20 protein-coding genes, 2 tRNA genes and 2 pseudogenes are annotated in these 24,853 nt (G+C 68.1%); 2 read left to right on the plus strand and 22 right to left on the minus strand.

Translation table 11 applies throughout. The features are described from left to right. Positions 1–13 precede the first annotated feature (13 nt). From MZV50_RS18330 to MZV50_RS18405, 15 genes and pseudogenes are all read right to left on the minus strand, one after another. Positions 14–445: a biopolymer transporter ExbD gene (locus MZV50_RS18330; RefSeq protein WP_223390990.1), complete on the minus strand. Its 432-nt coding sequence runs from the start codon at positions 443–445 to the stop codon at positions 14–16. A gap of 5 nt (positions 446–450) precedes the next feature. Then, positions 451–1,353: a MotA/TolQ/ExbB proton channel family protein gene (locus MZV50_RS18335; RefSeq protein WP_252635273.1), complete on the minus strand. Its 903-nt coding sequence runs from the start codon at positions 1,351–1,353 to the stop codon at positions 451–453. A gap of 582 nt (positions 1,354–1,935) precedes the next feature. Beyond that, positions 1,936–2,011, minus strand: a tRNA-Phe gene (locus MZV50_RS18340). Between the two features lie 98 nt (positions 2,012–2,109). Continuing rightward, positions 2,110–2,283: a DNA gyrase inhibitor YacG gene (locus MZV50_RS18345; RefSeq protein ID WP_252630730.1), complete on the minus strand. Its 174-nt coding sequence runs from the start codon at positions 2,281–2,283 to the stop codon at positions 2,110–2,112. Then, positions 2,280–3,327: pseudogene (locus MZV50_RS18350) on the minus strand (ribonuclease E/G). The gene MZV50_RS18345 and the pseudogene MZV50_RS18350 overlap by 4 nt, the downstream one beginning before the upstream one ends. Next, positions 3,324–3,945 (minus strand): annotated as a pseudogene (locus MZV50_RS18355) (Maf family protein). The pseudogenes MZV50_RS18350 and MZV50_RS18355 overlap by 4 nt, the downstream one beginning before the upstream one ends. A 7-nt stretch (positions 3,946–3,952) precedes the next feature. Continuing rightward, complete coding sequence (infA, locus tag MZV50_RS18360) at positions 3,953–4,171, minus strand: translation initiation factor IF-1 (RefSeq protein WP_004617696.1); 219 nt, start codon at positions 4,169–4,171, stop codon at positions 3,953–3,955. 96 nt (positions 4,172–4,267) lie between these two features. Then, on the minus strand, positions 4,268–4,723 hold the full coding sequence (locus MZV50_RS18365; protein ID WP_252630731.1) for a low molecular weight phosphatase family protein: 456 nt from the start codon (positions 4,721–4,723) through the stop codon (positions 4,268–4,270). A gap of 4 nt (positions 4,724–4,727) precedes the next feature. Continuing rightward, positions 4,728–5,222, minus strand: coding sequence for a UPF0262 family protein (locus tag MZV50_RS18370; protein WP_252630732.1), 495 nt, complete (start codon positions 5,220–5,222; stop codon positions 4,728–4,730). Between the two features lie 21 nt (positions 5,223–5,243). Next, positions 5,244–6,530 (minus strand): histidinol dehydrogenase, encoded by a 1,287-nt coding sequence (gene hisD, locus MZV50_RS18375; protein ID WP_252630733.1) that lies wholly within the window; start codon positions 6,528–6,530, stop codon positions 5,244–5,246. 191 nt (positions 6,531–6,721) lie between these two features. Beyond that, positions 6,722–8,170, minus strand: a complete 1,449-nt coding sequence (locus MZV50_RS18385; RefSeq protein WP_252630734.1) for an NCS1 family nucleobase:cation symporter-1 — start codon at positions 8,168–8,170, stop codon at positions 6,722–6,724. Between the two features lie 61 nt (positions 8,171–8,231). Continuing rightward, positions 8,232–8,405, minus strand: a complete 174-nt coding sequence (locus tag MZV50_RS18390; RefSeq protein WP_252630735.1) for a hypothetical protein — start codon at positions 8,403–8,405, stop codon at positions 8,232–8,234. Between the two features lie 179 nt (positions 8,406–8,584). Beyond that, positions 8,585–9,022: a DUF2948 family protein gene (locus MZV50_RS18395; protein WP_252630736.1), complete on the minus strand. Its 438-nt coding sequence runs from the start codon at positions 9,020–9,022 to the stop codon at positions 8,585–8,587. A 3-nt stretch (positions 9,023–9,025) separates the two neighbouring features. Continuing rightward, positions 9,026–10,315 carry a UDP-N-acetylglucosamine 1-carboxyvinyltransferase gene (murA, locus tag MZV50_RS18400; RefSeq protein ID WP_252630737.1) on the minus strand — a complete coding sequence of 430 codons (1,290 nt, stop codon included), beginning with the start codon at positions 10,313–10,315 and terminating at the stop codon, positions 9,026–9,028. A 123-nt stretch (positions 10,316–10,438) separates the two neighbouring features. Then, entirely contained in the window at positions 10,439–10,891 is a 453-nt protein-coding gene (locus MZV50_RS18405) for a hypothetical protein (protein WP_252630738.1), read from the minus strand. Between the two features lie 90 nt (positions 10,892–10,981). Here MZV50_RS18405 and MZV50_RS18410 point away from each other — a divergent pair. Further along, a tRNA-Thr gene (locus tag MZV50_RS18410) sits at positions 10,982–11,056 on the plus strand. A gap of 201 nt (positions 11,057–11,257) precedes the next feature. Here the strand turns inward: MZV50_RS18410 and MZV50_RS18415 are convergent. The 5 genes from MZV50_RS18415 to MZV50_RS18435 form a co-directional block, all read right to left on the minus strand. Further along, a complete protein-coding gene (locus MZV50_RS18415) occupies positions 11,258–11,734 on the minus strand; it encodes a hypothetical protein (protein ID WP_252630739.1) in 477 nt (158 codons plus the stop codon). A gap of 18 nt (positions 11,735–11,752) precedes the next feature. Continuing rightward, positions 11,753–13,855: a penicillin acylase family protein gene (locus MZV50_RS18420; RefSeq protein WP_252630740.1), complete on the minus strand. Its 2,103-nt coding sequence runs from the start codon at positions 13,853–13,855 to the stop codon at positions 11,753–11,755. A 2-nt stretch (positions 13,856–13,857) separates the two neighbouring features. Beyond that, the gene (locus MZV50_RS18425) at positions 13,858–16,623 is read right to left on the minus strand and encodes a TonB-dependent receptor plug domain-containing protein (RefSeq protein ID WP_252630741.1); all 2,766 of its coding nucleotides are present in this window, start codon (positions 16,621–16,623) and stop codon (positions 13,858–13,860) included. Positions 16,624–16,710: 87 nt separating this feature from the next. Continuing rightward, positions 16,711–17,709: a FecR family protein gene (locus tag MZV50_RS18430; RefSeq protein WP_252630742.1), complete on the minus strand. Its 999-nt coding sequence runs from the start codon at positions 17,707–17,709 to the stop codon at positions 16,711–16,713. Next, positions 17,639–18,229, minus strand: a complete 591-nt coding sequence (locus MZV50_RS18435; RefSeq protein WP_252630743.1) for an RNA polymerase sigma factor — start codon at positions 18,227–18,229, stop codon at positions 17,639–17,641. The genes MZV50_RS18430 and MZV50_RS18435 overlap by 71 nt, the downstream gene beginning before the upstream one ends. Before the next feature lie 287 nt (positions 18,230–18,516). On the opposite strand from MZV50_RS18435, the gene MZV50_RS18440 reads away from it, so the two are divergent. Next, positions 18,517–19,815 carry an MFS transporter gene (locus MZV50_RS18440; protein ID WP_252630744.1) on the plus strand — a complete coding sequence of 433 codons (1,299 nt, stop codon included), beginning with the start codon at positions 18,517–18,519 and terminating at the stop codon, positions 19,813–19,815. A 176-nt stretch (positions 19,816–19,991) separates the two neighbouring features. Here the strand turns inward: MZV50_RS18440 and MZV50_RS18445 are convergent, their stop codons facing one another. Together MZV50_RS18445 and MZV50_RS18450 are read right to left on the minus strand one after the other, a co-directional pair. Beyond that, positions 19,992–20,705 (minus strand): TetR/AcrR family transcriptional regulator, encoded by a 714-nt coding sequence (locus tag MZV50_RS18445; protein ID WP_252630745.1) that lies wholly within the window; start codon positions 20,703–20,705, stop codon positions 19,992–19,994. Next, positions 20,702–24,511: a TonB-dependent receptor domain-containing protein gene (locus tag MZV50_RS18450; RefSeq protein WP_252630746.1), complete on the minus strand. Its 3,810-nt coding sequence runs from the start codon at positions 24,509–24,511 to the stop codon at positions 20,702–20,704. The genes MZV50_RS18445 and MZV50_RS18450 overlap by 4 nt, the downstream gene beginning before the upstream one ends. Positions 24,512–24,853 lie beyond the last annotated feature (342 nt).

Genomic DNA, 24,853 nt, shown 5'->3' on the forward strand with positions numbered 1-24,853 from the left:
GCAGCACCCCTACTTAGCTATCATCCCGTCCAACGAGAGCCACGCTGTAGAAGCCGTTATCCTGGAGAGTGTTCATCACCTCCATGAAAGCCCCGTAGCGAACCTTTTCGTCGGCCCGGATGAAAATGCGCTCTTTGGTCGGGTCGCGACGGCCCATGTTCTTCACAAGGTCCTGTCCCAACTCGTCCACGGAGGTCTCGTTATCACCGATATAGACCTGTCCCGACTGTTTGATCGAGATGTAGACCGGCTTCGGCGGGTTGGGAGTTGCTTTCGCCACCGCCGCGGGCAGGTTCACTTCGACCGACACGGAGGCGAGCGGAGCCGCCACCATGAAGATGATCAGGAGGACCAGCATGACGTCCACGAAGGGCGTGACGTTGATCTCACTGTTCTGTTCGACGTTGAACCTGTCGCCCCCACCGCCTGAGAGTTTGGCGGCCATGGGTGTTACGCCCCCTTGTCGAGCTGACGCGAGATGGCGTTCATCAGTTCAGCGACGAAACCTTCCGAGCGAGTGCCGTAACCCGAGATGCGGGTCTGGAAGTAGTTGTAGAAGATAACGGCCGGGATAGCGGCGAAGAGGCCGATACCGGTAGCCAGCAGGGCTTCGGCGATACCCGGCGCGACGACGGCCAGGTTGGTCGTGTTGGTGTTCGCGATGCCGATGAACGACGTCATGATGCCGTACACCGTACCGAACAGACCGATGAACGGACCGGCCGAACCGACCGAGGCCAGGAACACCATGCCGCCCGACAGGCGCTTGGCCAGCGAGGCTTGCACCGCGTTGATGGCGTAGGTGGCGCGAGCCAGCGTCGAGTCACGGTGCTCGCCGGCGACTTGCAGGCCAGCTTGACGCGACAGTTCGACTTCCTGCGAGGCGGCGGCGGCCATGTCGGCCATCGGGTTGCCTTCGAATTCTTCCGACGAGCTGATGCGCGCGATGTCGGCGATCGAGCGAGCGCCGCGGAAGGCTTCCAGGAACTTGTCCGATTGCTTGTTCAGGCCAGCGAACTCGAAAATCTTGGTGAGCAGCAGCACCCACGAGAAGACCGAAGCCAGCAGCAGGCCGATCATGACGACCTTAACGACGGCGCCGGCGGCGAGGAACATGCCGACCGGGGTCAGCGAGTGGCCGCCCTTCTTTTCGCCTTCAGCTTCGGCGGCGTCGGCCGGCGGAGCTTCCGGAGCCGGGGTCGCGGCCGGAGCGGCGGCGTCGGCGGGAGCGGCTTGCGTGGAGGAGGCGGCGGCCGGGGCCGAGGCGTCCTGGGCAAAAGCCGGAGCGCTCGCCATCAGCGCCATGGCGCCGACGAGAGCGATGAGGGGGGTCTTCCGTTTAATGTCGAGCATCTGTCGCCAGTTCCTGATTGGTCTAGCACGTTTGGACCGAGGGTCGTCGCGCGAGAGCGTCTCCACCCTAACTCTGAATAGCCCACCTGGAGGTCGATTGCTCTTCCAAACCTGGCGGACCCGCTTCGCTGCGCTCGACCCGTTACGCCCCTCACGAGGACTGGCCTCCAGAAGGATCGTTTCGAAGCGCGTGCGACCGAGGCCCTGTGAGGGGCTCCGGTCTTACCGCAATGTTAGAATTGCGGCTGTGGTCCTTTGGCAACCCCTTTTCGCACCGTCAAGGGGATCATTTGGGCACAAAATCGTCGTAGATGGCCCGGCGCACCGGGCCTTACCGCGCTGCACAAAAGGGTTTTCGGGAAAAAGGGGCGGTTTTGCCCCGAATAACGGGATCAGCGATGCTGCACTGCAGCAAGGCAACAAAACATCGGTCGATGAAAAAGGCGCCCGTCCGCTCGGCAGATGGGCGCCCGAGCCTGGCGGATCAACAGCCTGGATGACGGAAAAGCGACAGCCCGGACGACACCGTCTTCGGGGCGCCCGTCGGAGAGTGTCGGAACTTTGCGCCGGAGAGGGAGAAGATGGTGCCTGGGGCCGGAATCGAACCAGCGACACGCGGATTTTCAATCCGCTGCTCTACCAACTGAGCTACCCAGGCATCTTCGGCTTTGGCGGTGGAAACCGCCTCGGCGACCCGCCGTGAAGCGAGGAGCCGGGTCTATAAGTGAGGCCGAACGGGAAGTCCAGCGCCCTTTTTCATTCTCTGTGGATGTCTTCCGAGAGGGGATTTTCGTCGTCGTCATCGCCCCCTTCGACGACATAGCGACCGCTCAGCCAGCGCTGCAGGTCGACGTCCGCGCAGCGCTTCGAGCAGAAGGGACGGAAAGCCGTTTCGACCGGCTTGCCGCAGATGGGGCAACCCGTGCTCATGTGGCGGACACCTCGATATGATCGACCGGCAGGTCCGATCGGGATTCGACGACGAAGCGGCGGCCCAGGCGCTCGGCGACGCCGGCGTCCAGCTCGGCCGCGAAGGCCTCGGCGACAGCGGGCGCGCAGCGGACCGTCAGGCGGCCGCCGGGGTCAGCCCGCCCTTCCCGCTCCAAGGCCCGGGCCAGCCGCCGCGCGACGTGGCGGGGATTCGGCGCCCCGCGTTCGCTCAACAGCCGGTCCAGAACCGGCGGCGCGCGGCGCGGCACGATCATCTCCAGCGTGCCGAACTTGCTGATCGCCCCGATTCCCACACCGGGGTTATCCGGCGCGAAGGCGTTGCGGGCGGCCGTGGTCAGGGCCTGGCCGTCGTGGCCGCGACCAACCAGGTCGAAGACGATGATTCCGCCCAGACCCTTCAGGCGCAGGACCCGCGCGGCGACGCTCAGGGCCGCCATGTTGGCCTGGCGCGCGGCGCGCTTCGAATCGCTGGATCTCGCGCGCGCCCAGGTCGACGTCGACGGCGGTCAGGGCTCGGGTGGTCTCCACGGCGATGTCGCCACCGCCCGGCAGGGCGAAGAGGGTGGCCAGGGCGTCGGCCTCGGCCTCCTCGACGGCCGCCAGCGCCTTGTCGCCGGTCGTGGGCGATCCGGCCTTCACATGATGGCGTAGCCGCTCCTCGATCGTCGGGGCCAAGGTCAGCACGCGCGGCTCGCCCTGCCCTTCCCCGACGAAACGGGCCACGGCGGCCTTGCCGGCCCGCGAGGCGGTCTTGATCTCGATCTCGACCAGCCCCCCCTCGATCAGCGCGGGCATGTCGGGCTTCAGCGGCAGGATCACGTCCTGGCCGCCAGGCAGCTGGACGAAGGCCGAGGCGAAGGCCTTCTCGATCTTCCTGACGCGGGCGACGCCGCGCACGCCCTCGGCGTCCAGCGGATCGTCCGAGGGCCACTCGACGAACAGCCGCTCGGGCCGGCCGTCCAGGGTCACGACGCCGACGGTCTCGCCGACGCCCTTGTAGAGGTATGCGCGGCGCTCGCTCATGGCTGTTCGCTCTTGCCGCGGTAGCCTAGTCCCGTGAGCAGGTTCAGGGTCTCGTACAACGGCAGGCCCACGACGCTGGGATACGAGCCCTGCAGGTCGGTGATGAAGCCACCCGCCAAGCCCTGGACGCCATAGCCGCCGGCCTTACCCCGCCACTGGCCGCTGGCGACATAGCCGTCGCGCTCGGCGTCCGAGAGGCGCTTGAAGCCGACCTTGGTCTCGACCAGGCGCGAAGCTTCGCGGCCGTCCGGGGCGACCAGGGCGACACCTGTCAGCACCTTGTGGTTCCGACCCGACAGCAGCTTCAGGCAGTAGAGGACATCGGCCTCAGTCTCGGCCTTGGGCAGGATGCGCCGGCCGACGGCGACCACCGTGTCGGCGGCCAGCACGAAGTCGCCCGGCGCGCGGGCCGCGACCACGCGCGCCTTCTCCAGCGCCAGGCGCAGGGCATGGCGGCGCGGAGTCTCGTCGCGCAAGGGAGATCTCGTCGATGTCGGCGGGGTCGACCCGGTCGGGCGTAACGCCGACCTGGGCCAGCAGGTCGAGGCGCCGGGGGCTCGCGCTGGCCAGCACCAGCGCCGGCCCGGCGGCCGCTTGGGCGGCCGTCTCGGGAGCCATCGGCGTCCTACTTGAAGCGGTAGGTGATACGGCCCTTGGTCAGGTCGTAGGGGGTCATCTCGACCAGGACCTTGTCGCCGGCCAGCACGCGGATGCGGTTCTTGCGCATCTTGCCGGCGGTGTGGGCGATGATCTCGTGATCGTTTTCCAGCTTCACGCGAAACGTGGCGTTCGGCAGCAATTCGCTGACCGTACCGGGAAACTCGAGCAGTTCTTCCTTAGCCATCAGGCCTCTCAAAGGGACGAATCGGACAGCCGCGAGCCCCCGCCTGACATCGAGTCAGAACGAGGCCTTTCGCGGCGAGGCGCCTCTATAGCGCATTCACCCCCCAAACGTCGATGGCGCCCCGAAACGTTGCTTGATCTGTGCGGCCAGGGCGTCGCGCACCTCGCGATAGGCTTCCAGCCGCGCCTCGCGCGAGCCGTCGACCAGGGTCGGATCGTGGGTCGGCCAGTACTCGATGGCGACGGAGCGATCCCGCGACAGCTCCACCGCGCGGTGCTGGGCCTCTGGGGTCAGGGATACGACGACGTCGAAGCTGTCGTCCTCCAGCTCGGCGAAGGTCTTGGGCTTGTGGTCGGAGACGTCCAGGCCCAGCTCATCCATCACCACCACGACGAAGGGGTCGATCCCCTCCCCCGCCGGATCCGGCTTCAGGCCACACGAGTCGACGAACGCCTGCTTGCCGTAGAAGCGCTTGAACAGCCCTTCGGCCATGGGCGAGCGCACACGGTTGTAGTTACAGCTGAACAGTACGGCGTCCGGCAGCTCCCCCACGAGCTCAGCCTCGCCAGTGCAGCGCGCAGATCAGGGTGAACAGGCGGCGGGCGGTGTCGAGATCGGTCTTGACCTTGCCGTCCAGCCGCTCGCGCAGCAGGTTCGAACCCTCGTTGTGCAGGCCGCGCCGGCCCATGTCCAAGGCCTCGATCTGTTGAGGGGTCGAGTTCCGGATCGCCGAGTAGTAGCTGTCGCAGATCATGAAATAGTCCCTGATCACGCTCCGGAACGGTGACAGCGACAACAGATGACGGCGCTCCCACCCTTCGTTCTCAGGGCCCTGCCCGCGGATGTCGAAGGCCAGTCGATTCTCGATCAGCGACAGGCGGATGTCATAGGGACCGCCCGGCGCGTCGGCCGGCTCGAAGTAATTGCCTTCCAGCAGGTCGAAGATCGCGACCTGGCGCTCCTGCTCCTGGTCGCGCGAGGCGGCCGCGAGGCTGTCTTCGTCGATCTCGATCGACTTGATCTTGTGGCTGGCGCGGTCGTCGGTGCTCATCTGACGCGGGAGGTTCGCGCGTCAGTCGCCAGAAGGCAACCGCACGGATGCGGAGAGGGCGTGGGCGGGCAGCCCTTCGGCCTTGGCCAGGGCCACCGTGTGCGGTCCTAGGATCCCGAACGACGCCGTGTCGCACTTCACGATCGAGGTGCGCTTGATGAAGTCGTAGATCGACAGGCCCGACTGGAAGCGCGCAGCGCGGCTGGTCGGCAGCACGTGGTTCGAGCCGGCCACGTAGTCGCCGATCGCCTCGGGCGTCACCCGGCCCAGGAAGATCGCGCCGGCGTGGCGGACGCGGTCCGACAGCCGCTCGGGATCGTCCATCGCGAACTCGACGTGCTCGGGGGCGATGGCGTCGACCAGGGCCGGGCTCTCGTCCAGCGGGGCGATGATCACCGCGCCGTGGTCGCGCCACGAGGCGGCGGCGTCCTCGCCGGTGGCTAGGGTCTTGAGGCGCTCGGTCACGGCCTGCTCGACGGCGGCGGCGAAGGCCGGATCGTCGGTGATCAGGATCGACTGGGCGGCCGGGTCGTGTTCGGCCTGGCTCAGGAGGTCGGCGGCGATCCAGTCGGGATTGTTCTTGTTGTCAGCGACCACGACGATCTCGGAGGGACCGGCCAGGGCGTCAATGCCGACGACACCATAGAGGCGGCGCTTGGCGGCGGTGACATAGGCGTTGCCGGGGCCGACGATCTTGTCGACCGGCTGAATGGGTCCGGCTCCATAGGCCAGGGCGGCGACGGCCTGGGCCCCGCCCACGCGCCAGATCTCGGTGACGCCGGCTTCCTTGGCGGCGGCCAGCACGGCGGGTTGCAGCTTGCCGGGCGGGGTGACCATGGCGATGCGGTCGACGCCGGCGACCTGGGCGGGCACGGCGTTCATCAGCACGGTGGAGGGATAGGCCGCCCGGCCGCCGGGGACATAGACGCCCACCGCTTCCAGTGGCGTCCAGCGCCAGCCCAGTGCGACGCCGGCCTCGTCGGTCCAGGCCTGGTCGACCGGCCGCTGGCGGCTGTGATAGGCGCGGATGCGAGCGGCGGCGAAGGCGATGGCCTCGCGCACGTCGGCGGGCGTGTCGGCCCAGCCCTGCTCGATCTCCTCCGGCGTGACGCGGATCGTCTGAGCGGTCAGCTCGACCTTGTCGAACTTGCGGCTGTAGTCGAGCACCGCCTCGAGGCCATGGGTCTTCACCGCGTCCAGCACCGTCGCGGCGGCGGCATCGACATCGGCCGGCGAGCCGCGACGCTCGTCGAGGAAGGCCTTGAAGGTGGCATGGAAGTCGGGGTCGGTGAAGGAGAAGCGGCGCATTGGGTCTAAATGCGGTAATTTTACCGGCAAGCAAGTGAGAAAGCCTGGAAACGGGCAATCCCTTTCGTGTCATCCCGGCTGCAGCGAAGCGGAGAGTCGGGACCCAGGGGCGATCGCGGTGCGGCGGCCCCTGGGTCCCGGATAGCCTCTGCGAGGCTTCCGGGATGACACGCATTGGATTGGCGGAAAGCCTATGCCTTGGAGCTCCGCATCATCACCCCGTACACCGTCGCCGCGATCGCCAGGCCCACGAACCAGGCGTAGGTGTAGAGCCCCATCCAGAACGCCCCCACGCCGCCGAACAGGTGCGGCGCGGCGGCCGCCAGGAAGCCCGGCAGGTTGGGCAGCACGCCCAGAACCAGGGCCGTGACCGCCGCCGGATTCCAGCCGCCCCGGTACGCATAGTCGCCATCCTTGGCGTAGAGGTCGTCCACCGCCAGCCGGGCCTTCCGCACGATCCAGTAGTCGACGATCAGGATCCCGGCGATCGGCCCCAGCAGCGCGCCATAGCCGACCAGCCACGTGAAGATGTAGCCCTGGGTGGTCTCCAGGAGCTTCCAGGGCATGATCAGCACGCCGATCCCGGCCGTGATCCAGCCGCCGGTGCGATAGCTGATCTTGCTGGGCCACAGGGCCGAGAAGTCGTAGGCCGGCCCGACCAGGTTGGCGGCGATGTTGCAGCACACCGTGTCGAGACTGATGATCAGCAGGCCCACGACCACCGCGATCCCGCCGATGTCGCCGGCCAGTTGCACCGGGTCCCAGATCGCCTTGCCGAACACGATCGTCGTGGCCGAGGTCGTCACCACGCTGACCAGGGCCAGCAGGCCCATCGGCGCCGGCAGCCCCACGGCCTGGCCGATGATCTGATCGGACTGCTGGCGCGCGAACCGCGTGAAGTCGGGGATGTTCAGGGCCAGGGTCGCCCAGAAGCCGACCATGGCCGTCAAGGCCGGGGCGAAGGCGCTCCAGAACTGGCCGGCCTTGGGCCCGCCTTCGACGAAGGCCGAAGGCTGGTGCAAGATCGGCCCCAGGCCGCCGGCCTTGCTGACCGCCCACCAGACCATCAGGCCGCAGATCAAGATTTTGATCGGCGCGGTCCAGGTCTCCAGCTTGCGCACCGCCGTCAGCCCCTTGGTGACGAACAGGAGCTGGACGCCCCAGAAGGCGAAGAAGGACAGCAGTTGGCCCAGGCCAATGCCCAGTAGCGATAGCGGCGCGCCCTCCAGCTTGCGGCCGACGATGACGCCCAGCAGGGTGAGCAGAGCCCCGCCGCCGATCCAGGTCTGGATGCCGTACCAGCCGCAGGCGACGATCGCTCTTGCAACAGCCGGGACCCGAGCGCCCTTCCAGCCGAACGAGGCCCGGGCCAGAACCGCATAGGGCACGCCCCAGCGCGCGCCGGCGTGGCCGATCAGCAGCATCGGGACCAGCACGACCAGATTGCCCAGCAGCACGGTCGCCACCGCCTGCCCCGCCGACATCCCCTGCTCGATCAGCCCCGAGGCCAGCATGTAGGCCGGCACGCAGATGACCATGCCCAGCCACAGCGCCGCGAAGTGCCGCCAGCGCCAGGTGCGCTGCTCCTGGCTGGTCGGGGCCAGATCCTCGTTCCACAGATCGCTGTCGGGGGCGCGCATGCGGCGAAGCTTAGGAGGGGTTCGCCCTTCCTGGCAATCGACGGAACGCCGTTCGGTGGCTTCAGCCCAGCGCCGCGGAGGTGATCGCCACCACCCCGGCCCAGAACATCAGGCACAGCGCCACCGCCGTGACCCGCGCCCAGTCGAAGCGGAGCCCGCCCCGCGACACCGGCATGTCCGGCCTGGCGATGTCGCATGAAGCGAAAACGGTCGAGTAGGCTGACCTTCTGGCCATCGAGGCGTCCCTAACGAGCGCGCTTCTGTCGGGCGCGTGACGTTAACTTAACAGCACTCGCGCCGCAGGCGAATTGGCCGGCCGATCACTAGAGCGTGGGACAAAACCGCGGCATTCGCTCTGCCTACGGAAAGATCAGAAGAAAGACGCCGCTCAACCTCTGAGCAGGCGCCCAATTCTTAGTCCGCGTGTCCCGGCGTCCGAGGCGTGGCCCAAGGGTCGGAGACGTCGGCCAGGGCCACGTCCAGGCACTCGACCGACACCCGCATGTCGCCGCCGCCCGCGAAGGTCAGGGTGACGACGCCCGCCGGCGCCTCCTCGGCCGGCTCGAAGCCGATCGACAGCAACTCGACGATCGCGCCCTTGGCGTCGCGGCGCAGGTTGCGCGCCTGGACGCCCGAGACGTCGCCGAACTGCAGGGCCGAACGCACGCGCTCGCCCGTCCGCCCCTCGCCTTCCCAGCGGAAGCGGTTGCAGGCGATCGTCAGGGTGCGGCTCTGCGCGTCCCAGCGGATGTCGCCGATCTTGGCGACGGCGTCCTGCAGGGCGGCCGACAGCACGGAGAGGTCGTCGGCGTCCTGGGCCAGCAGGCGCAGTGGCTTGCTCGGTTTCGCCATGGCCTAGAGCTCCGGCTCGCCGTCGCCGACGATGCGGCGGACCTGGGCCCCGCAGGCGCCCAGCTTCTCTTCCAGGCGCTCGAAGCCGCGATCCAGGTGATAGATGCGGCTGACCGTGGTCTCGCCGCGGGCGACCAGGCCGGCGATCACAAGGCTGACCGAGGCGCGCAGGTCGGTGGCCATGACCTCGGCGCCTTCCAGCTGGGCGACGCCGCGCACGCGGGCCTCGCCGCCCGAGACCGAGATGTCCGCGCCCAGGCGCATCAGCTCGGGGGCGTGCATGAAGCGGTTCTCGAAGATGGTCTCGCGGATGCGGCTCTCGCCGTTCGCGGTCGTCATCAGCGCCATGAACTGCGCCTGCAGGTCGGTGGCGAAGCCCGGGAACGGCGCGGTCTCGATGTCGACGGCATTCAGGCGCTCGCCGTTGCGGCGGATGATGCAGCCATCGGCGGTCTCCTCGACGCCAGCGCCGGCTTCCTTCAGCTTTTCCAGCAGGGCGTCGATCAGGCCCGGACGGGCGTTGGTCAGGCGGACCTCGCCGCCGGCCATGGCGGCCGCGACGGCGTAGGTGCCCATCTCGATCCGGTCGGGGATCACCGCGTGGCTGGCCCCCTTCAGGCGGGGCACGCCGGTGATGGTCACGGTCGGCGTGCCGGCGCCCTGGACCTTGGCGCCCATGGCGTTCAGGCATTCCTGCAGGTCGACCAGCTCGGGCTCGCAGGCGGCGTTGTGGATGACGGTCGTTCCGTCAGCCAGGACGGCGGCCAGCATGGCGTGCTCGGTCGCGCCCACCGACACGAACGGGAAGGTGATTTCCGCGCCCTTCAGGCCGCGCGGGGCCTGGGCGTAGACGTAGCCCTCATGCAGGTCGATCTTGGCCCCCAGCGCCTCCAGCGCCTGCAGGTGCAGGTCCACGGGGCGCGCGCCGATGGTGCAGCCGCCGGGCAGCGAGACCTTGGCCTGGCCCGAACGGGCGACCAGCGGGCCCAGCACGTTGAACGAGGCGCGCATCTGGCGCACCAGGTCGTAGGGCGCGAAGCCGCTGGTGATCTCCGGCGCGTGCAGGATGGTCTGCTGGCCGTCGGGACCGTCGCTCTCGGTGACACTGACGCCCAGGCGCGTCAGCAGCTTGCCCAGGAACCGGGTGTCGGCCAGGCGCGGCATGTTCGTCAGGCGCAGCGGCTCGTCGGTGAGCAAGCTGGCCGCCATCAACTTGATGGCCGAGTTCTTGGCGCCGCTGATCGGGATCGATCCGTTCAGCCGCGCGCCGCCGGTGATGGCGATGCGATCCATTAAGGTCCCTCGAACGCGCGGGGGTGGGGGCGCCGCGCGGCTCACATGTGAGGGGGGCGTTCTATCCGTTGCAAGAGGGGTTGCAAGGGCTCGCCCCATATTTGGCCCCACTAAATCGGCCCCTCAGAGGGGCGCGGACAGATCGTAGGAGCGCTCGTCGCCGGGCCAGCGCAGATCGTGGGTCGTGCTGGCCAGGTCCAGGGCCACCTGCGCCAGGTCGAGCGCCTTGCGCGTCGCCGCCAGGCCGTCGCGGCCGAAGGCGGCCTTGCCATGCTCGGTGTCGAACTGGCCGCCGTCGCCGGTCAGCCGCACGGCGACCGCCCAGTCCACGCCGTCCGGATTCGGGAAAGGCGCGGAAAGCTCGAGCACCAGCGCGACCCGGCTTCCGTCGCGGTGACTTATCCCCAGCAAGTTTCGAACGGCGCTATACGGCGTCGGCGCCGCGCGCGCCGCCGCGCTGGCCGGGTCGGATTCGCCAGAAGTTCCGCGCGCCGCGGCTTTTCGCTTGCGCAGGTTGGTTCTGAGGGCCTCGGCCAGCTTGGCCTCGCGCGTAGATTTGTCGTCGCTGATCGGCATGCGCCGGGGGTGCGGCGACAAAGTTGTCCGGTCAAGGCGATTTTGGGCTTGGCGTTCGCGATTCTCCTCGCTATACGCCCCCTCCTCGTCGCCGCCGTAGCTCAGTGGTAGAGCGCATCCTTGGTAAGGCTGAGGTCGGCAGTTCAATCCTGCCCGGCGGCACCATGGGGGTCCAAGCACAGCTTGGACCCCCGCCAATACGACGAGAACCCCGCTTCCTGAAAATACGCGCATGCGAAAACGGACGCCCGTCTGGACGTCCGTTCGCGACTTCGCGGCGCTACAGATCACGGCGCGCGCGAAAGGAGGACGTCGTTTCCGACGCCCTCCTCCCACGCGATGGGCGGAAATCCGCCTGGCTCGTCCCTACTGGCGGACGAACGTCTCCTGGTAGGCCTTGGAGCGGCCCTCGGGCGACTTGCCCACGCCGCGACGCACCAGCGTCTTGCCGTCGGGCCGGAAGGTCCAGAATTCGCCGACGATCACGTCGCCGTCCTTCATCTTCAGGATCTGGAACTCGTCCGGCCCCAGTTGCTTGACCGACACCTGGTTGAAGCGCGCCTGGTCGTTGAAGATGGCGGGCGTACCGTCCAGGCTGGTCAGATAGTCGGTCTTGAACTCGCGGCCGCCGGTGGTGTTGACCGAGTGGTACTCCAGCTTGTTGTCGCCGAACTTCAGATTGATGGTCAGCTTGAAGCCCTTGGGCAGGTTACCGTCGCTCCAGTAGGACTTCTCCTCGACCGAGACCCAGGCCCCGTCGTGCGGGTTGGCGGCCAGAGCCTGGCCGGCGGTCATCAGCAGGGTCGCGCCCAGGACGGCGGGCAGCAGGGATCGTTTCAGCATCTTGGCGTCTCCGAAGGTCTAGAAGGGTGTGCGGGCTTCAAGGTTCTTTTCGACCTCGGCCCGGGTGGTCCACAGGGTGCGCAGGGTGTTTTCCGAGAGGTGCTTGAGCTGATCGGCGCGGTGCTTGGAGCCAGGCTGGCTGGCGTTGCCGTAGCTCATCAGGCCGACGGCCTTGATGGGGGTGGAGAACTCGACCATCGACACCCAGGTCTCGCCGTGCTGCGGCAGGCGCCGGCCGTCCTTAAGCGGTCCCCAGGTGATGGTGCGGAACAGGCCCGTGTTGCCGAAGCCGCCGTTGCCCGGCAGGTCGACATCGTCGATGGCGAAGCGCGAGACCTCGCCGAACGGGCGGTCGATGGCCCCGTACTTGGCCTTGGCCTCGGCGATGGCCGCCTTCAGGAACTCGACTGCCTTGGCTGGATCGGCGACGCCGTTGGGCGTCGAGATCGGATCGGCCGGCGACCATTTGACCTTGTAGTTGGCCTGGACCAGGAAGTTGTTGGGCGAGAACTTGGCCGCCCAGGTCTCAAACAGCAGGGCCGCGCGGCTGTCGCCGGTGGTCTGGCGGTCCCAGCCCTTCAGCAGCGCCACGGCGGCCTGCACCTCCGGATCCGGATCGCCCTGCGCCGCCGCGATCAGGTCGGGCAGCACGCGGTCAGCCATCAGGGTGTGGTGCGAGTGCTTGCGGGCGACGAAGTCCTCGAACGACAGCTTGGCCTTGTCGGCCAGCAGGTGCGTGGACTGCTGGGCCCGTAGCGACATGGGCCCGTTCGGCGCCACATAGGGCGGGAAATCCTCGTAGCGGATCGCCTGCGGCCAGGTCGACACCCAGGGCGGGTCGTTGGCGTTCTGGACGAAGCCACTGGCCGGGTCGGTGACCTTGGGCAGGTCGTCATAGGACAGGATGTCGGTCCACAGCGTGGCCGAGGTGTCGCCCGGCACGAAGCCGTTCCAATAGGCCAGATCGCCCTTGTCGTGCTTGGGCAGGATGCCGTTGTCCAGGAACTGGATGTGGCCTTCCTTGTCGGCGTAGACGATGTTGAACTTGGCTACCTGCAGTTTGCGCAGCGCCTTCTCGAATTGGGCGAAGCTCTTGGAGAGGCCCATCTCCCAGTATTGGGAAAGGCCGCCGGGACGATCCAGGCCGGCGACCCGCAGGGCCACCGTCTTGCCGTCGGGGCGCTCGAACACCGGCCCATGGACCGACGAGCGGATGGTCAGGGTCTCGGTCCGCAGGGCCCCGTCGGCGCCCTTGATCTTGAAGCTGGCTTGGCGGGTCTGGAACGGCAGCACCTTGCCGTCGAACACGTAGCCGCCGTCGGCCAGCTTCAGCTCGTAGTTGGTCGAGCCCAGCAGGGTGTTGACCGTGTTGGTGAAGCCCATCCGCTGGTTGAAGGCGAAGCGCAGCACCGGCAGGCCAACTTGGGTGGCGCCGTAGATCTGGTAGCCCGGCCCGTTCAGGTCGGCCTCGAAATAGGTGAAGTAGCTGGTCGGCCAGGGCAGGTGCGGATTGGCCAGCAGCATGGCATTGCCGCTGGTCGACTTCGACGGGGCCACGGCCCAGGCGTTGGAGCCGGCGTTGGCGGCGGGATTGGACCCGCCCAGCGTCTTCTCGCGGGGGGCGATGTAGATGTACTGCATCAGCCGGTGAGCGTGGGCCATGACGTCCTCGCCGGTGACCGGCAGCACGACCTTCACCGCCGGATCGATCTTGTCCGGATGGGCCTTGGCGTAGGCGTTGATCCCTTCGGCGAAGGCGTCGAGATTGGCCCGGAACGCCGCGCTCTCGGCCCGGTACCAGGACGCCGCCCGGCGGGGAACGTCGTTGGCCAGCATCCAGCGATCGGAGTCCGCGAAGCTCTCGCCCCAGTACTCGGCCGCCCTGCCCCGCGCCTCGCCGTACAGGTGGATGACCACGTCACCGTGGTTCTGGGCCTGGGCCCAGCCGAAGCCGTAGAACACGGCCGCGTCGTCCTTGCCGTAGATGTGCGGGACGCCATAGCGGTCCCACAGGATCTCGCCCCGGCCCGCGAAGCTTTTCGGGGCGGCTTGCGAAAGGCCCGCCGTCAGGCTGCCGACGCCCAGCCCCAGCGACAGGCCCAGAAAGGTGCGCTTGCGCATGCTCAGAAGTCCCACTGCAGACGGGCGTAGTACGATCCGCCGGTGAAGCCGAACGGCGAGGTGCCGGGATACTGGCCCGACCCGATCGTGGCGTTGAACACGCCGTTGGCCGACGGGTAGATGTTGAACAGGTTGTTGGCCCCGACCGTCGCCGTCACGGTCTTGGTGACCTGGTAGCTGGCTTCCAGATCGGTGATCCACTTGGCGCCGTAGCTACGGTCGTTGGCGACCGTGTTCTGTTCGATCCTGTAGCCGCCGAACCGCGTCTCGCGCAGGTTCACGTTCAGCCTGTTCCACGACCAGTTGGCCCCCAGCGAGACCTTGTCCTTCGGGAAGGCCTTGGTCAGGTAGCTCTGGCTGAGACGGTCGAACAGCACGTAGTTCGCGCCCAACGCCGCCAGCTCCGGCGGATTGTCGATGATGTGGGTGATCTTCGTCTCATTGTGATTGTAGCCGAGGTTCACCCGCAGCGCGCCGAACGAACCCAGGTCCTGGCGCCAGCTGGCCACCACGTCGACGCCCTTGGTGCGGGTGTCGATGGCGTTGGTGTAGTACTGGGCGCTCAGCGAGCCCGGCAGGCCGTTGGCGATCAGGATGTTGCTGACCGCCGCCCCCGTCAGGGTGCTGGTGATGGCAATGCGGTCGTCGACGTCGATCTGGTAGGCGTCGATGGTCACGCTGAGACGCGGCAGCGGCTCCAGCGTCACGCCCAGGCTGTAGTTCTTGGATGTCTCGGGCGTCAGAGGCTTGGCGCCCAGGGCGACAGCCTCCTTGGAGCCGACCGGCAGGGTCTTGATCTGCAGAAGGTCCAGGACGCCGTTCACCAGGCGGAACTGGCTGGAGCTGGCGGCATAGTTCTCCTGGGCCAGGCCCGGAGCGCGGAACCCGGTGCTGGCCGCGCCGCGCACGGCCAGCCAGTCGGTCAGCTCGTAGCGGCCATTGACCTTGCCCACCACGGTGTCGCCCGAGGCGTCGTCATAGTTCTCGTAGCGGACGGCCGCGCCCAGGAAGAGCTTGCCCTGGGTGTAGCCGACCTCGCCATAGGCCGCGTAGTTGTTGCGCTTGGACTTGCTGGCGTCGCTGGGCTGGAAGCCCGGCGCGGCCTGGGCCCCGGTCGCCGGGCGTTGGCCGGCGAATGGCTGGCCGGCCGGGATCACGTAGGTCCCCGCGGCGTAGCTGAGCGGCTCGCCCGCGCCGACCTGATAGGTCTCGTGACGATACTGGCCGCCGAACGAGACCTGGACATCACCGCCGTTGGCCAGGCCGAATCCGCGCGTCACGTCGATCGAATTGACCCACTCCGACGACACCAGCTTGCCGACATAGAAGCTGGTCGGGCTGCTCGGGCCGAGGCTGGCGTTGAGGCTCTCGGAGACCCGCTCCTTGGCCAGGTCCTTGCCGAAGGTCGACGAGACGTCCCACGACCAGCCGTGGAAGGTTCCGCGCGCGCCGACGGCGAGGTCGAAGTCCTGCTCCCGGATCACCAGGTTCGGGCGGAAACCCTCCGGATAGAGCTGCGGCAGGGCATTGACGCTGTTGGGGGCGCGGAAGGTGAACGGCAGGTCCGAGACCCGCTTGCTGAGCGTGCCGAACGAATAGACCTCGACCTCGCCCACCTCGTAGTGGCCGTTGTAACCCAGGTTCACGCCCCACTGCGGCAGGACGCCGTAGTTGCGGGTGACCAGGCGGTCGACCGTCGCCTCGCGCGGGTCGGCGGCCGTGCCGATCTTCGGATAGATCTGAATCGTCGAGGCGACCGGGATGGCGCGGTTGGACAGGGCCTGATCCTTGGTCGCCACCGACAGGTTCAGGAAGCCCTTGTCACCCAGGTTGAAGCCGTAGTTGCCGACCACTTGGGTAAACTTGCCGTCGTTGCGATCGAAGTTCTCGCCGTGGGTGACGCTGACCGAGCCGCCGGGCGTCTCCTTCAGGATGATGTTGATGACGCCGGCGATGGCGTCCGAGCCGTACTGGGCGGCGGCGCCGTCGCGCAGCACCTCGATGCGGCCGATCGACGAGGTCGGCACCAGGTCCAGGTCGGCCGGCACCGAGCCGTTGTACAACGACGAGACCGAGTTGATCAGCGCGGTCTTGTGGCGGCGTTTGCCGTTGACCAGCACCAGGGTCTGGTCGGGGTTGAGGCCGCGCAGGCCGCCCGTCGAGATCACCGTCGAGGTGCCGCCGCCGGCGCGGGCCGGCAGATTGAACGACGGCACCAGCGTCTGCATGGCCTGGAAGACGCCGGCGCGGCCGGTGCGCTCCAATTCGGCCGAGCCGATCACGTCGATCGGCGTGGCGCTCTTGATCACCGTACGGGCCGCACCCCGGGCGCCGGTGACCACCAGTTCCTCGACCTCCTGCGGAGCCTCGGCGGCGGCGGGCGCGACCGGATCGGCCTGGATCGCCTCGGCCACCGAGACCGCGCCGGGCGCGCTGGTGCGGATCAAGCCCGGCGCCGGGGTCGCGGTCAGGGCGATCAGGCCGTCCTGCATGATCGCCACCCGCAGCGACGAGCGCTCGATGATCTTCTGCAGCGCCTCGCGCGTCGACATCCGGCCGGTCACCGCCGGCGAGCGCAGGCCCGCGACCTGGTCGTACGGATACAGCAACCGCACGCCCGACTGCTGCGAGAGGGCGTTCAGCGCGTTCTGCATCGGCTGGGCGGCGATGTGGAAGTCGGTAGCCTTCTCGGCGGCCGCGGCCGGCAGCGCGACCATGGCCACGGTGGCGATCAGCCCGCCGCGATACCAGAAACTGGACTTAGACATAAACGACGCCCCCAAGCGCGGTTGAACCGTGTCAACCAGTCGAACGGGCGGCCGGGGCGAGAACCGCCATCCGGGAAATGAAAATTTTTAGGAGCGCATCACCAGCAGGATGCTTCCGTCGTTGGCGGTGATCGCCTGGACCGGGAAACTGCCCTCGACGGCGGTCAGGAACTTGGCGGCCTCGTCGACCTCGAAGCGGCCGCCGACGCGCAGGTTGGCCAGGCGCGGGTCGCCGACGATGATCGGCCGGTCACGGTAGCGGTTGAACTCGTCCACGGCCTGGGACAGCGTCTCGCCGTCCAGTTCTATAACCCCGTCCTGCCAGGCCACGCGCTGGCGCAGCAGGTTCGGGTTCAGCACGGTGGGCGCCACCGCGCCGCCGCGGATCACCGCCCCGTCGCCGGCCGCCACGTGACGGGCGTCGACACTTCGGACCGCCGCGACGTTCTCGGCCACGGCCACCACGCCCTCGGTCACGGTCAACTCGACCACCGCCTCGCGGATGCGGACGTTGAAGGCAGTGCCGACCGCGCGCAGCTTGGCGGCCCCCGCGTCCACCAGGAACGGCCGGCTGGGGTCATGGGCCACCTCGAACAGGGCCTCGCCCTTGACCAGGCGCACGCGTCGGCTGTCCTCGCGCAGCGAGACCTCGACCGTCGAGGCGGTGTTCAGGTGGATGCGCGAGCCGTCGGCCAGGCGCACCTCGCGTCGCTCACCCAGGCGGGTGCGATAGAGCTCGACGTCCTGGGCGTAGCGCCAGATCGCCATGCCGACCGTCGCCACCAGGGTGGCGGCCGCCGAACCGACCAAGATGTTTCGTCGGGACAGAAAGGGACGCGGCGCTTCGGCCGCCTCGGATTCGGGCGCGCTCTCGACCGACGGCGGGCAGGCCCGCAGGCGCTCGCCCGCTTCCCAGGCCGCCTCCATGCGCGCGAAGGCCACGGCGTGATGGGGATCGGCCTCGATCCAGTCGTGGATGGCGCGCCGCTCGCGCGCGCCGACGTCGCCTTGCAGCCTAACGACGAACTCCGACGCCTGCGCCTCGATCGCCTGCCGTCTTTCCGGACCTGCGGGTGATGCGGTCAAAACTGCCTTCCTCGCGCTCGGACATCGCCTTGGCCACGAGCATCACAGCTCTAGCAAGATGCTTCTCGACTGTCGAAACGGATAGCGACATGCGATCCGCTATCTCCTGGAAAGAAACTTCGTGCACCCGCCGCAGAATGAACACTTGGCGACACTGCGGCGGCAGGGTCTCGATGATCGCCTGCAATTTGCGCAGCTCGTCGCGCGCGGTCAGCGAGGCTTCGAACGTGTCGTCGACTCGCAGCGTGTCGAGGTCGGCCATAAAGTCCAGCGACACCACCGTGTCTTTGCGGATCGCGTCGATCAGCAGGTTTCGGGCGATGGTGTGCAGATAGCCACGCCCGGCCGCGCCGATGCGGCCGATGTCCTTGGCCGCGTAGGCGCGGGCCAGGCTCTCGGCGACAAGATTGTCGACGTCGAAGCCCGGCGGGCACAGCCGGCGCAGGCGCGCGCGCAGTCCCGCCTCGTGCGGCAGGATCACGCTCTTGAACCAGTCCAGGCGCTCGGTCAGACCGTCCATGCGGGGGCCCCTTCGGCTCGAGGGCGCGCGGCGGCGCCCCGTTCAGAAAAACTCCGTTCACCGACCGTGTCGACGACGAAAAGATTTTTGGAGGCGGCCGGCGCGCCAATGACCGGCGCGCGGCGCTTTGGCCGATCCAGCGCGAGCTTTCTGGGCGCCGGGCCGCCCCCGCGCGGTCGAATTTTCGAAGACATGGCGGAAATCCGCGCGCGATCCGTTTGACCCGGATAAGGGCCGGAGCGCGACAGGCTCCCGCCGAGGGCGGCGGACGCCGGGAGGAAACCATCTTGAGTGAAGCTTCGGATCGTCGTCGACGGATCAAGTCGATCATCGGCGGCTCGGCCGGCAATCTGGTCGAGTGGTACGACTGGTACGTCTACTCGGCCTTCACCCTCTATTTCGCGCCCAGCTTCTTCCCGTCCGATGACCCGACCGCCCAGCTGCTGAGCGCGGCGGCGATCTTCGCGGTCGGCTTCGTCATGCGCCCGGTCGGCGCGTGGATCATGGGCATCTACGCCGACCGCAAGGGCCGCAAGGCGGGGCTGACCTTCTCGGTGACCCTGATGTGCGCCGGCTCGCTGCTGATCGCGGTGACGCCCGGCTATGACCGCATCGGCATCGCCGCCCCGATCATCCTGCTGGTCGCTCGCCTGCTGCAGGGGCTGTCGGTCGGCGGCGAGTATGGGGCCTCGGCCACCTATCTGTCCGAAATGGCCGGCAAGGAGAACCGCGGCTTCTTCTCCAGCTTCCAGTACGTGACCCTGATCTCGGGCCAGTTGATCGCGCTGTGCGTGCTGCTGGGCCTGCAGGCCGTCCTGACGCCGAAGGATTTGGAGGCCTGGGGCTGGCGCATCCCGTTCGCGGCCGGCGGCGTCCTGGCCGTGGCCGTCTACTACATCCGCCGGGGCCTGGCCGAGACCGAGAGCTTCGCCAAGGCTCAAAGCGCCGCCAAACGCGGCGCCATGGCTGTCTCCAGCGGCTGGGCCCTGTTCCGTCACCACCCGCGCCAGGCGCTGACCGTGGTCCTGCTGACCGCCGGCGGCACCTTGGCCTTCTACGCCTACTCGACCTACATGCAGAAGTTCCTGGTCAACACCTCGGGCTTCAGCCGCGAGGCGGCCACCGAGATCACCGCCGCGGCGCTCTTCATCTACATGCTGCTGCAACCGCTGGCCGGGGCGCTGTCCGACCGCGTCGGGCGCAAGCCGCTGATGGTCGGCTTCGGCGTGGCCGGGGTGGCGTTCACCTGGCTGATCTTCCGCACGCTGGAGACCACGACCAGCTCGTTCGTCGCCTTTTTGCTGGTGCTGGCCGCCCTGGTGATCGTCACCGGCTACACGGCCATCAACGCGGTAGTGAAGGCCGAGCTGTTCCCCGCCCACATCCGCGCCCTGGGCGTGGCCCTGCCCTACGCCCTGGCCAATACCGTGTTCGGCGGCACGGCCGAATACGTGGCGCTGTGGTTCAAGAGCCAGCACCTGGAGCGCGGCTTCTATATCTACGTCACCGCGATGATCGCCGTGTCGCTGGTGGTCTATCTGCGCATGCCCGACACCAAGCATAGCAGCCTCATCGAGGAGGACTGACGCGACGGCGAGGGAGAACGGTCGCTTCCGGAGGCGCATCGAAGGTCACGGGCTGGCGGCCGCCGAGCCCCTCCCGGCGACACCGTGACCATGGACCCGATACGCCTCAGGCCTAAATCAGATCGATTTAGTAGGCTTTAAGTTCCACTGATGCCTCGGGCCCGTCCGGGCCGGCCTCACGCCTTGCCATCCCCGGCGCGGCCCTGCTGGCAGATGGCGTGGAAGCCGGCGGCCATGAACGTCGCCATGTGCCGGCGGATCGACTCGAAGTCGTTGGACGAGCAAAGGCCGTGCGACAGCTCGTCCAGCCGCCCGGTGCGCGCCATGTTGTGGGTCATGGCCCCCGAGACGAAGTGATAGCCCCAGAAGATCGTCGCCTCGTCGCAGTCGGGCATCGCCTTCTTCAACAGGTCGATCAGGGCCAGGACCACCGGGTTGAAGTACTTGGTCATCTTCTCGGCGCCCCAGCCGGCGGCGCTGTTGGCCTGGGCGCTGATCTTGCCGAAGGCCAGCCACTGGTCGGTGTCGTGCAGCTGGACGTTCAGGTCGGTGTCGATCCAAGCGTGCAGCGCGCCCTCGACCGTGACCTTGTCACCCACCGCCTCGGCATAGCGGCGCATCGCCTCCAGGCGGTTGCGCGCCGAGATCGGCGCCTTGCGGGCCCAGACGGCCTCGTAGAGGCTTTCCTTTCCGGCGAAGTGGTAGTGGATCAGCGTCGAGCTGACCCCGACGCGCGCGGCGACATCCTTCAGCGTGACGCCGTGATAGCCGAACTCGGCGAACAGTTGCTCGGCGGCGTCCAGGATCCGCTCGATCGTCTGCTCGCGCACGCGCGCCTTGTGGTTGCCCGCGCGGGGCGCCTTGGGGGCTTGGGTCTGATCGATGCTCATCGCGCCTCTGGTTGCCGCTTCGCGTCGGGGGCGTCAACGGACGGCACCGGAAAGGCCGAGAAGCCGATGTCGAGCCGCCAGGCGCGGCCGTGCGCCCGCCGCTCGGCGACCAGGGCGTCGGCCCAGCCGAAGGCGGCGGGATGCAGGTCGCGCGCGGCGACTGGCCGGACGTCGATGTCGAGGTAGCTGCGCTCCCGGGCCGTGAAGCGCGGCCACGCCGTCTCGCCCGACGCCGTCGGAACGCCGGTGCGAACGAACGAGACCCAGTAGGCCATCATGGCGTCCGACAGCGCCGTCTCCTCGGCGGTCAGCGGCGGGCGTGGCCAGTTCGGTCCCAGCTTCGCGCCCTCCCCGACCTGGCCGAAGACGTAGGGCAGCTCGCTGGCATGAAAGGCCTTCAGGTCGCGCGCCGCCTGGGCGGGCGTGCCGTGGCGGAAATAGTAGAGATAGGCCGGCTGCCCCACCGCCGCCTGCTGGCGCGCCAGGTTCTGGGCCGCGAAGCCATAGAGGCCGTCGCGGATCGAGGCCATGACGTCGGCCTTCGGATCCACGCCAGGATAGACGGCGAGATAGGCCTTGGCCCTGTCGCCGAACCGCTTCTCGACGTCGGCGACATAGGCGGCCGAGGTAGCCGGCGCCGGCGGCATCAGGAACGGCAGCGAGCGGATCTCGCCCTCGTTGAAACCGGCCAGGACCGGGACCTTGGCCTGCTCGCCGCGCGCGAAGGCCTCGACCAGCTGGCGCGGCAGCACGACACCGTCGATCACCGGCTCGGGCTGCCAGCCCGTGGCCAGTCCCGCCTTGAACAGGGTGACGAGGTCGGCGGCTCGCAATTGCTCGGCGGTGCTGGCGCCGGCCATCTTGCCCAGCGCCGCGCCGCCGGCCTCGGCCGAGGGCAAGCCCAGGGCTTCGTCATGCAGAGCGTGATAGGTCGGCATGTAGCCGCTCTGGACGATGGCCTTCTGGAACAGGCCCTTCGCTTGAGGACTGGCCATCAGGGCGATGACGCTGAGCCCCCCGGCGGACTCGCCCGCGATCGTCACCTGCCCCGGATCGCCGCCGAACGCGGCGATGTTGTCGCGCACCCAGCGCAGCGCAGCGATCTGGTCCAGCAGGCCGTAGTTGCCCGACAGATGCTGGGGCGACTCCGCGCTGAGCGCCGGGTGGGCCAGGTAGCCCAACAGGCCCAGCCGGTAGTTGATCGACACCAGGACGATCCCCTGCTTGGCCAGCTTGGCGCCGTCATAGAGCGGCTCGGAACTGCTGCCCCCCACCAGCGCGCCGCCGTGGATCCAGACCATCACCGGCGCCTTCTTCGCACCGATGGGCGTCCAGACATTCAGGCTCAGGCAGTCCTCGCTCATCGGGGCCATGCCGCCCGAATAGAGGCCGGTCGGCGACTGCGGGGGCTGCAGGCAGGCGCTGCCGAACGCCGAGGCGTCGCGCACGTCTGACCAGCCGGCCGCCGGCGCAGGCGGCCGCCAGCGCAGCGGGCCAACCGGCGGCTGGGCGTAGGGCACGCCCTTATAGGCCGTCATGCCTTGCGTCTGGACGCCTTGCAGGACGCCCTGGCGGATCGACACCCGGGGCCGCGCCTCGTCCGCCCGGACCGGCGCGGCGGCCAGCAGCGCGGCGATCAGGCCCAGGCAGGCCCAGATCCGGCTCACAGGTTGTAGCCCAGGCGGATGCCGAAGGTGCGTGGCCGCAGGATGGCGTAGCGGCTGGAGACGAAGGCCTCTGGGTGGATGTAGACCGTCGCCCCGCTGTTGCCGAGGTTCTCGCCATAGAGGGTGGCGGTGATCCGGCCCGAACCGCGCTCCGGTCTGCAGGTTCAGATAGGTATAGCGGTCGGTGTGGCCGTAGAGCGGGCTGACCACCCCGGCCTTGCCCGGCGTGTTCGGGAAGCCGTTCGGGAACGCGCCGACATGCTGGATCTGGAAGCTGGTGAAGCCCTGGGTCTGGCCGTTCAGCGCGTAGGTGAATGTCCCGAAGAACGAGCCCTGCACGTGCGGCGAGGCCAGTCGCGCGCCGTCCACCGCGCCGGAGATGGTCGCCTCCTGGGTAGTCAGTTCGGTGACCTTGGCCTGGTTAAGCGAGCCGTTGACGCCCAGCAGAACGCCCTTGGTCGGGGCGAAGGTGACCTCGGCCTCCAGCCCCTTGCTGGCCGCGCGACCGACATTGGTCGCGAACTGGATCGAGTCCGACTGACGGTTGGCCTGCACCTGGATGTTCTTCCAGTCGATGTAGTAGGCCGCCAGGGCCGCGCTCATCCGGCCGTCAAGGAAGCGGCCCTTCAGGCCGACCTCGTAGTTGGTCAGGTTGTCCGAACCCGCGCCCGCCGGGATGACCAGATCGCTGGGGTTGACTGTGCTGACACTGCCGGCGCGGGCGTTGTAGACAGGCGTACGGTAGCCGGTGGAGACGGTGGCGTAGGTCGTCAGGTCTCGCGAAGGCTTGTAGGTCAGGCTGGCCTTCCACGACGCCTTCTTGGCCGAGGGGTACTTGGTCGTCGCCGCCGCGTTCGGAACCAGGGCCAGCGGCCCGGACAGGCCCACCAGCGCGTAGGTGAAATAGGCCGAGTTGAAGCCCGCGTGGGTGTCGACCGTGCCGCCGTACTTGCCGTAGCGCAGCCCGCCGGTGGCCGAGAGCTTGTCATTCAGGTGGTAGGTCAGCTCGCCGAAGCCAGCCAACTCATAGGTGCGGGTCTCGCTGCCGAACTTGGCGAAGACCGCGCCCGGCAGGCCGGTGATGCCGCGCGCGGCCAGGAAGGCCGGGGCCGTGCGGTCCTCGCCTTCAAGGTCCAGTTCGCGATGCAGGTAGAAGCCGCCGGCCACCCAATCTAAGCGGCCGCCCGGATCCGAGACCAGGCGCGCCTCTTGGACGAAGGTCTTCGTGGTCGCGGTGTCGAACAGGTAGAACGGCACCGCCAGGTTGAAGGTCCCGCCCAGATCGACGTTGAACAGCCCGTCGGCGTTCGAGAAGGTCGACGAGCTGGTCAGCCGCGCGCCGTCGAACTGGTAGTCCAGCGTGCCGTTCAGGATGCTGGTCTTCGTCGTATATTGGTCGGGAACGGTGCTGTAGCGCTTGCGCTCGCCCAGCGACGGCGTGGTCAGCGACGAGTCCTTGGGATCGCTGTCCTCGTAGGAGGCCAGCAGGCGGAGGCTGAGGCGCTCGTTCGGCTGCATCAGCAGTATGGCCCGGCCGCCCCAGTCCTTCAGCTTGTTGGCGTTCTTGACGCCGGTGCCCAGGTTGTCGACGTAGCCGTCCTCGTCCCGATAGAAGCCGACCAGGCGCAGGGCCATGGCGTCCTTGACGATGGGCAGGTTGACCATGGCGTTGTAGCGCTGGCGCACGCCCTCGCCGTCCGGCGTGTAGCCCAGGTCGGCCAGGGCCGAGGAGTCATAGGACGAAAGGTTCGGGCTCTTGGTCAGGATCCGCAAGGCGCCCGACAGCGAGCCGGAGCCGAACAGCGTGCCCTGCGGCCCGCGCAGGAACTCGACGCGCTCGACGTCGTAGAGGTTGGGATCCAGCGTCACGGTGTTGCCGATCGTGGTCAGCGGCAGCTCGTCGACATAGATGGTCGTGGTGGTCTGCAGGCCCGCGCCCCAGCCGTTGGTCGAGATCCCCCGCACCGTGAAGCGGACGTTGTTGTCGCTGGCCTTGTTCAGCACGACGCCGGGCGTCTCGCGGGCGATGCCGTCGTAGTTGACGATGCCCTTCTTGGTCAGCTCGGTCTGCGAGAAGGCGGTGACGCTGAGCGGCACGTCCTGCAGGCGCTCGCTGCGGCGGGTGGCGGTGACGACCACCTCCTCGACCTGCTCGACAGGCTTGGCGTCCGCCGGAGCCGGCCTGGAAGTGGCCCGGGCAGAAGTGGTCTGGGCAGAAGTGGTCTGGGCGATGGCGGGCGCGGCGATCGTCAGCGCCAGCGCAGACGCGTATAGGCGATGCGTTTCATGGTTCCCTCCCTGTCGCCGGCCACGCCTTTCTCGGCGTTGTTCCGCGAACGACGTTCACCTTGGCGCCACGCTGACGCATGTGTCAATATTGACTTACTCGTCAGTCAGTATTGACACACGGATGGCGACGAACGTCCTGGCCGGGCGGGCGACGCGGATCGAGAGCCGGTCATGATCGCCGGCTGGACGAGA

Origin of the sequence: Caulobacter segnis (genome assembly GCF_023935105.1) — a bacterium.
In the GTDB taxonomy this organism is placed as follows: Bacteria; Pseudomonadota; Alphaproteobacteria; order Caulobacterales; family Caulobacteraceae; genus Caulobacter; species Caulobacter segnis_B.

Bases quoted from the DNA above. Each gene is read 5' to 3' on its own strand.
- MZV50_RS18330 (WP_223390990.1), bottom strand. From the start codon at position 445: ATGGCCGCCAAACTCTCAGGCGGTGGGGGCGACAGGTTCAACGTCGAA.
- MZV50_RS18335 (WP_252635273.1), bottom strand. From the start codon at position 1,353: ATGCTCGACATTAAACGGAAGACCCCCCTCATCGCTCTCGTCGGCGCC.
- MZV50_RS18345 (WP_252630730.1), bottom strand. From the start codon at position 2,283: ATGAGCACGGGTTGCCCCATCTGCGGCAAGCCGGTCGAAACGGCTTTC.
- infA (WP_004617696.1), bottom strand. From the start codon at position 4,171: ATGGCTAAGGAAGAACTGCTCGAGTTTCCCGGTACGGTCAGCGAATTG.
- MZV50_RS18370 (WP_252630732.1), bottom strand. From the start codon at position 5,222: ATGAGCACCGACGACCGCGCCAGCCACAAGATCAAGTCGATCGAGATC.
- hisD (WP_252630733.1), bottom strand. From the start codon at position 6,530: ATGCGCCGCTTCTCCTTCACCGACCCCGACTTCCATGCCACCTTCAAG.
- MZV50_RS18385 (WP_252630734.1), bottom strand. From the start codon at position 8,170: ATGCGCGCCCCCGACAGCGATCTGTGGAACGAGGATCTGGCCCCGACC.
- MZV50_RS18390 (WP_252630735.1), bottom strand. From the start codon at position 8,405: ATGGCCAGAAGGTCAGCCTACTCGACCGTTTTCGCTTCATGCGACATC.
- MZV50_RS18395 (WP_252630736.1), bottom strand. From the start codon at position 9,022: ATGGCGAAACCGAGCAAGCCACTGCGCCTGCTGGCCCAGGACGCCGAC.
- murA (WP_252630737.1), bottom strand. From the start codon at position 10,315: ATGGATCGCATCGCCATCACCGGCGGCGCGCGGCTGAACGGATCGATC.
- MZV50_RS18405 (WP_252630738.1), bottom strand. From the start codon at position 10,891: ATGCCGATCAGCGACGACAAATCTACGCGCGAGGCCAAGCTGGCCGAG.
- MZV50_RS18415 (WP_252630739.1), bottom strand. From the start codon at position 11,734: ATGCTGAAACGATCCCTGCTGCCCGCCGTCCTGGGCGCGACCCTGCTG.
- MZV50_RS18420 (WP_252630740.1), bottom strand. From the start codon at position 13,855: ATGCGCAAGCGCACCTTTCTGGGCCTGTCGCTGGGGCTGGGCGTCGGC.
- MZV50_RS18425 (WP_252630741.1), bottom strand. From the start codon at position 16,623: ATGTCTAAGTCCAGTTTCTGGTATCGCGGCGGGCTGATCGCCACCGTG.
- MZV50_RS18435 (WP_252630743.1), bottom strand. From the start codon at position 18,229: ATGGACGGTCTGACCGAGCGCCTGGACTGGTTCAAGAGCGTGATCCTG.
- MZV50_RS18445 (WP_252630745.1), bottom strand. From the start codon at position 20,705: ATGAGCATCGATCAGACCCAAGCCCCCAAGGCGCCCCGCGCGGGCAAC.